Here is a 6,413-nt window from a genome sequence, read left to right as displayed (position 1 = left end):
CGCCCACTCCGGCAGCGGCACCGCCTCCCCCGAGTCGCACGGGGAATCCGGTCAGCTCGGCCGGAACCGCGCGTTCGACGCCCGGCCGTACGAGTGCCTCCCCACCGCCGGTCTCCCTACCGCCGGCCTCCGCGCAGCTGCCGGCACCGGCGCCGACCCGGGCTCGACCACCGGCACCGGCGCCGACCCGGGCTCGACCGCCAACGCCAACGCCAGCGTCGGCACCGACGCCAGCACCGGCACCGTCCCGACCCGCGTGGTTCGAGCGCGACGTCTCGAGGACCTCCGCCGGGTCCGCCGGTTCCGGCGCCAGGGTGCCATCCGTTCCCGGCGTTGAGGAGGGTCCTCGGTCGCGAGGAGTGCCGGCGCCCGTTCCCGTCCGGGATTATCGAGAACCTGGCAGGGATCCCCTGGAGGCCGCGGCCGGGCGTCGGCCGCCCGCCCGTACCGACGGGGATGACCACGTACTCGATCATGATCGTGGTGGTCCACGGGCGTCGCGTTCTGCCGACCCGCCGACCATGCAGGTGCGCCGACAGCTCAGACCTGATCCCGAGCCGGATCCGGTGCCCTCCGGCACGAGGGACGAGGCGTGGCCCCTACCGGTCTCCGGCGCGCGGCAGGGCGGCGAGCCGGTGACCGATGCCTATTCCTATCCCAACTCCTATCCTGGTTCCTATCCCGACTCCTATCCTGGCCCGGCCTTCGACCGCCGGCTGCAGGCATACCCCGGGCGGAACCGGGGCGCGGGTGACGACCATGACCTGGAGGATCAGGAACGGCGTGCTGACCCGGGGCCGCGGCCGGTTGTCCCGCGTCCGCAGGCCTTGCCCGAGACGCATCGTCCGTCGACGCCGTCCGAACAACCGACGCCGGCCGCGTCTCGCGACCACCTCGCCGGTTCGGCCCCGGCGAACGGCGGTTTTGCGGCCCGGCGTGCCGATGAGGCCGTGGAAAGTCCCGATTTCCCACCGATCACCGCGCCCCGGCCGGTCGCCCCGTCCCGGCCGGTCGCCGCGCTGATGGTGGTGCTGGCGGCCGTCGGAGCCGGCATCGGCTCCGTCCTGCCGTGGAGCGAGATGTCCAGCGGCGACGAGACACGTACGTTCAGCGGTCTCGTGGTCGGAGACGGGCGCACCATCGGTGTCCTGGCGGTCATGCTCGGTGCCATCGGGGTGGGACGGTTGGTGCGTCGGCCGCTTGCCGGTGCGATCGACGTCGCCCTCGCCCGAATCATCGCGGTCCTGATCGTGATTATCACCGCTCTGGACCGCATCTACGGGCCGCCGACCCTCGCCTCGTTCCGCGCGATTTCCGCGGATGCGATCTCGATCCGTCCACAGGCGGGGATCACGGTGTGCCTCGGCGCCGGCCTCCTCGCCCTGATCGGGGCGGTGCTGCTCCAGCTGAGGACGAAGCCCCTTCGAGGGTGACCCGTCCGCATCGATCCGGTCCCGGTGGTCGTGCTCCCACGTCCTTCCGCTGACCCCTTGCTGGGGGATAACGGATTCGGTGGATGTGGGTCATGACCGAATCGTCATTGTCCGCGAGGATGTTCCTGGTCAAGGAAACACGGGGGAGTCAAGGGGACGCAGGGAGGACAGGCCGCCGGGCCAGGGGATGTCCGCCGAGGTGTTCCGTTCCTTGATCGGGCGCGCGCTCTCCCGCTGTGCGGGGGGTGGCGTGAGGGCGCGCGCCGGGTCCACGTCCTCGTGATCACTCTGGTGGCGGGGTCAGGCCGTTCCCTCGGCACCGGGATTGAGATGGCCGTCTTCCACTGCGAGTTTGTAGAGGTCGACCTTGGTGCTCGCGTCCCGCCCGGCCTTGCGGTACTTCGATCGGACCCGATCGATGTACTGCTTCGCCGTTTCCGGAGAGACGTTCATCTTGTGGGCAACCGTCTTCATGGGCATTCCGGTCGCATAGAGACGCAGTGCTTCTACTTCTTTGGGCGACAGGCCCGGTTTGTCCGGGGCGTCATCGGTGAGCAGCAGGAATGCCAGCTGCGGCGAGATCCACCCCGTTCCCGCGGCGGTGGCGCGGATCGCGGTGGCCAGATCCTCGATGTCGTCGGTCTTCGGGACGAAGCCCGACGCGCCGGCGCGCATCGCGTCGCGAACCGTCGCGGGAGCCGCCGCGGCGCTGAAAACCACGACCGCGCGGTCCACCGCGAGCAGCCTCTGGATGTTATGGGGCGGCGCGGTGCCATCGCCGAGATCGAGATCGAGCAGGATCACCTGGGCGCCGTGCCCCGGGCCGGCCAGCAGGGCTTCGATGGAGTGAGCGGTGCCGATCAGCCTGAAGTCCTCGACGTCGTGAAGGAGGTCCGCCAGGCCGCGAAGCACGATCGGGTGATCGTCCACTGCCGCCACGGTGATGGCGCCAGGTACTGCGGGTACTGCAGTTCCGTTCGCTACGCTCATGCTGGTCCAGTCGTTCTCCCGGACTTGCCGGCCACGAGGCGACAGACCTCGTCAGGCCGTACGGGCGTTGGTGCCCGCTGGCGGAGCGCGGGGCCCCACCGATCGCTGGGTGCGTCGGGGACACCGCACCCAGCGACGCCAACCATTTCAGCAGATCCCCACCGGGTGGCTGGTGGAGCATAGGGAGGGCCCAGCGTGGCGAGTGTCACGAGGGGACACGTCCATCAGAAGACGATCATAGATCATCGGCCGTCCACGTCCGAGCGCTGCTCGGACGTGCTAGCGGCTCGTGGCGAGTTCGTCGGCGTCGGCGCGGGCAATGGGCGCTGCGCCAGCGGCGCGCCTGGAGCCAGGCTGAGCTGGCCGGCGCGGCGGGCATGACGCAGTCGGCGGTGGCACGGTTCGAGGCCGGCGGCACCGTACCGACACTCCCGGCGCTGGAACGGCTCGCCGAGGCACTCGACGCCGACCTCGACGTCCGCGTCATCCCTCGCTCCGCAGCGTAGGAGACGTTCTGGCACGCCTGTCCGACATGAGCCGGTGAAATTCAGCGGGCGCCGACGACGGCTAGCTCGTCCAGTCCTCCCAGCTCACGCCGGTGACCCGGCTGAACTCCGAGGTGTTCGCCGTAACGACTGTCAGCCCGCGCCGCAGTGCCTGCCCGGCGATCAACAGATCGTAGGCGCCAATCGGCGTCCCGGCCTTCTCCAGGGCGGCGCGCACCTCGCCGGCAGTACGGGAGTCCTCGTCATCGAAGTCAAGCAGGTCCAGGTCACCGGAGAGCAGTATCCGCAGGCGCTCGGTGTTCTCCGGCACCTGAGCGCTCTTCGCCACGCCATACCACAGCTCGAACAAGACGACCGACGAGAGCGCGAGATAATCCTCGGACGCTTCGGCCTCCCGGTACCGTTCCCGCACGCCGGCGGGCTTGTTCCGCAGCAGCGCGACCACAGTGTTGGTGTCCAGGAGGTAGCTCATCCGAAGAAGTCCTCCCCGGCGGGCGTCGGCGGCTGGTTCCTGCCGTCCTCGAACAGCGGCACGTCCGCGAAACGGTCCAGCTCGGTGAACCAGGCATCGACATCGGACGCGATCGGCTCCAGCAGCACGCCGTCTCCCATACGCCGGACGCGCACCCGGTCACCGGGCAGCCGGAACTCCTTCGGGAGCCGCACTGCCTGGCTCCTGCCGTGCATGAAGAGCCTCGCGATCGCCGTGTCCGCCACAACGCTTCCCGCCTATGATAGCTATCGATAGTATATACCAGGTGTCCGCTGCCGACTCGGTCAGATGGCGGTAGCGCGGGCACGCTGTGGCATGAGGCGGCGGTGCTAGCGGCACGTACGAGGGCGACGATAGCCGAAGATACGCTGGCTGGTCGGGCGTCAGATTGGACCGCCTCGTCGAGCCGCAGCCCATCCCCGCCCTTCGCGACCGCGACCCCACTGGCTACGAACGGCTGCGCCAGGAACCAGCATTTATCGCATTCCGGTTCCGCAACATCAGCCCAGGATGAGCCGACAGGACCGGGACAGATCTACGATCTGAAACATGATAACCCTCGGTCACCGATCGACCGAAAGACAGGGCTGGCCGCCTGGATGAGCTGGTCGGCCTGCGGGCAGGTGGCCGCCGAGACGTCAACGATCGTAGGCGATGCGCTCGAGCCCCATGGCCAGCCTTTCGAACTCCGCCGGATCGGTATAGACGTGCGCGCTCGCGCGGAGGACCGGCCCGGTGAGATCCCGGGAGCGCTCCACGGGGATGGCACTGGCGAGCACCCGGTCTTCTCGGTAGAGCCGGTCCCGGACGGCCACCGGATCGGTGCCGGGGGGCGGTTGCATGGTGATGATGCCGCATGGCGAATCTGGGTCCTCGCGCACCCGCCAGCCGCCGGCCCCGTCGAGAAGGTGCCTTCCCTGACCGGCCAGCCGTGCGATGCGGGCGAAGACACGTGACGGGCCGGAATCCATCAGTTCCGTGACGGCCTGCCCCAGGCCGATGCGGGACACGGTCGCCGCCTCGCCTATCCCGAGCCGGGCCAGTCCGGGGAGAGGAACCGGACGGTCGTTGCGGTCGAAGCGTGCGCTGTGCAGGCTCGGCACGGCGATATCAAGAAGATCGACGCTGCCTTTCCGGACGGCGAGAAATCCTGCTCCTCGTGGCCCGCAGAGCCATTTTCTCGACGTTCCGATATAGGCGCTGGCCGCGGTCTGGCTCACCTCGACCTGGCCGAGGGACTGCGCCACGTCGAGTACCAGGGGGACGCCTTCGGCCGCGCAGCGCGCACCGATCGCGGCTGCCGGCTGAACGATGCCCCGTTGGCTTGGCACCTGCGGAAACACCACGAGGTCGAGGTCGGCGAGACCGATGCGCCCGGGTGCATCGGCGCAGGCCACTCCGGCCCGGTCGACGGTCTCGACGTCGATGACCCCGGTCTCGTCGACGGGAAGATCGACCAGCGAGACCGCGGTGCGCAGCGCCCGGGCGGCGAGTACGAGCATGTTGGACCCGTACTCGCTCGGTACCACGCCGATCCTCGCCCCGGCGGGGAGCCGCCAGGCCATCAGCAGGGTGGCGAAAGCCGCGCTCGCCGAGTGGTGGAAGCTCAGGTCATCAGCGTCGAGTCCCGGGCCCATCAGGCTGACGAGCCTGGCCCGCGTGGCGTGGAGCCCGCTGCCTGCCTCCACCTCGGCGGCGTACGCGCCGAGTTCGCTCTCGCTCTCCAGGTACGCGGTCTCGGCCGCGATCGTGGCCCGACTGGGGCGGGCCGCGCCGGCCGAGTCGAGATGAACCACCGACGACGGTGACCGAGCCGCACGCCAGCGGTGGAAGAGCCGGAGCTGCTCGGGATCGTCGTTCGGCCCGGGATCGTCGCTGTCGGTGAGTCGGCGCTGGCTGGGCTGATGGATCGACGGTGTGTCCACGGGAACAGGGTGACACCTCGACGACACTTGCGGCACCGTGCCGGCGGTGCGCCGACGGTGTGGACGTCGTGGCTGCGACGGTGTTTCCGTCGGTCGTGGGTGCGAGCCCCACCCGCCCCACCATGTTTGGCATTGTACGAACCGCTCCTTTCGGGGGCGTTGTGGCTGGTAGGGCGGCTGCGGCGGCCTCGGTCGGCTCGGGTCTGGGGACTTTGAAGACCGGCTGGAGCCGCCCGGGGCCGAGGATCTTGACTTCGTGGATGAGGGCTTCGACGAGGGCCTTGCGCTGAAGGTCGGTGCCGACCTCGATGATCGTATCGATGTGGTTTGCGATCTTCTGGAGGGTGGCGCGTGGGGGCATGACGGGTTCGTCGTCGATCTGGGCGCTGAGTTCGGTGTGGCGGCGGCGGAGCTGCTTCTGCTTGGTGCGCAGCGTGGCGAGTCGGGTGGCGAGGGTTTCTTCGTCGAGGGTGCCGCGCTCGAAGGCGGACAGGTAGCGGTCGATGGCCTGGTCGGTCTGGGTGAGGTCGGTCTGGACGGTGGCGAGTTCGCCGGTGCGGTGGCGTTGGCGGGCGTGGTGGACGGCGTCGGCGATGAGCTGCTGGTGGTCGCGGTAGAAGGCGGCGAGTGCGGTGAGGATGGTGTGGTCGAGGGCGTCGCAGCGGTCGCGGCTGTAGCGCAGGCGAGTGAAGCAGGTGTAGTAGCGGTAAGTGCGGTTGCGTCCCCCGACATTGGAGCCGAGCATCGCCTTGGCGCATTGCGGGCAGCGCATCCGGCCGGTGAGGTAGTAGTCGGAGTCGCTGGCGGCCCGGTGGGTGTGTCCGTCGCTGCGGATGGTGAGGATCTGGAGCGTTCCCGATTTAGTAGACAGTTTCATTATGCGGCTTGTGGGTGCTCCCTGTCAAACTCGGCCTCGTACTCGACGGGCGTCATGTAATTGATCGTGGAATGTATCCTTCTGCGGTTGTAGTACGTCTCGACGTAGTCGAAGATGCCGGCGCGGAGCTGTTTCAGGCCGGCGAAGGCGTGGAGGTGGACGAACTCCTTCTTCAGGGTCGCCCAGAAC

At 68.9% G+C, this 6,413-nt stretch carries 8 protein-coding genes; 3 read left to right on the top strand and 5 right to left on the bottom strand.

The window, feature by feature from the left end; genetic code table 11:
• Both AC08OT_RS17725 and AC08OT_RS17720 read left to right on the top strand, forming a co-directional pair.
• A partial coding sequence (locus tag AC08OT_RS17725) for a hypothetical protein (protein WP_476603061.1) occupies positions 1–337 on the top strand: 337 nt, incomplete at its 5' end.
• 229 nt (positions 338–566) lie between these two features.
• Positions 567–1,433 (top strand): hypothetical protein, encoded by an 867-nt coding sequence (locus AC08OT_RS17720; RefSeq protein WP_476596258.1) that lies wholly within the window; start codon positions 567–569, stop codon positions 1,431–1,433.
• A gap of 300 nt (positions 1,434–1,733) precedes the next feature.
• Here AC08OT_RS17720 and AC08OT_RS17715 read toward each other — a convergent pair whose 3' ends face one another.
• Entirely contained in the window at positions 1,734–2,423 is a 690-nt protein-coding gene (locus AC08OT_RS17715; RefSeq protein WP_476594180.1) for a response regulator, read from the bottom strand.
• On the opposite strand from AC08OT_RS17715, the gene AC08OT_RS17710 reads away from it, so the two are divergent.
• Positions 2,390–2,929 carry a helix-turn-helix domain-containing protein gene (locus tag AC08OT_RS17710; protein ID WP_476603062.1) on the top strand — a complete coding sequence of 180 codons (540 nt, stop codon included), beginning with the start codon at positions 2,390–2,392 and terminating at the stop codon, positions 2,927–2,929. The genes AC08OT_RS17715 and AC08OT_RS17710 overlap by 34 nt on opposite strands.
• A gap of 61 nt (positions 2,930–2,990) precedes the next feature.
• On the opposite strand, the gene AC08OT_RS17705 is transcribed toward AC08OT_RS17710, so the two are convergent.
• From AC08OT_RS17705 to AC08OT_RS17690, 4 genes are all read right to left on the bottom strand, one after another.
• A complete protein-coding gene (locus AC08OT_RS17705) occupies positions 2,991–3,401 on the bottom strand; it encodes a PIN domain-containing protein (RefSeq protein ID WP_476596259.1) in 411 nt (136 codons plus the stop codon).
• Positions 3,398–3,646, bottom strand: a complete 249-nt coding sequence (locus tag AC08OT_RS17700; protein WP_462203775.1) for an antitoxin — start codon at positions 3,644–3,646, stop codon at positions 3,398–3,400. The genes AC08OT_RS17705 and AC08OT_RS17700 overlap by 4 nt, the downstream gene beginning before the upstream one ends.
• 414 nt (positions 3,647–4,060) lie before the next feature.
• A complete protein-coding gene (locus AC08OT_RS17695; RefSeq protein ID WP_476594182.1) occupies positions 4,061–5,347 on the bottom strand; it encodes an aminotransferase class V-fold PLP-dependent enzyme in 1,287 nt (428 codons plus the stop codon).
• A gap of 876 nt (positions 5,348–6,223) precedes the next feature.
• Positions 6,224–6,413 (bottom strand): IS3 family transposase (locus AC08OT_RS17690; protein WP_476603060.1); only part of this gene is annotated, 190 nt, incomplete at its 5' end.

Source organism: Frankia sp. CgJB1 (assembly GCF_977947065.1).
This window is presented reverse-complemented; position numbering and strand designations above follow the sequence as displayed.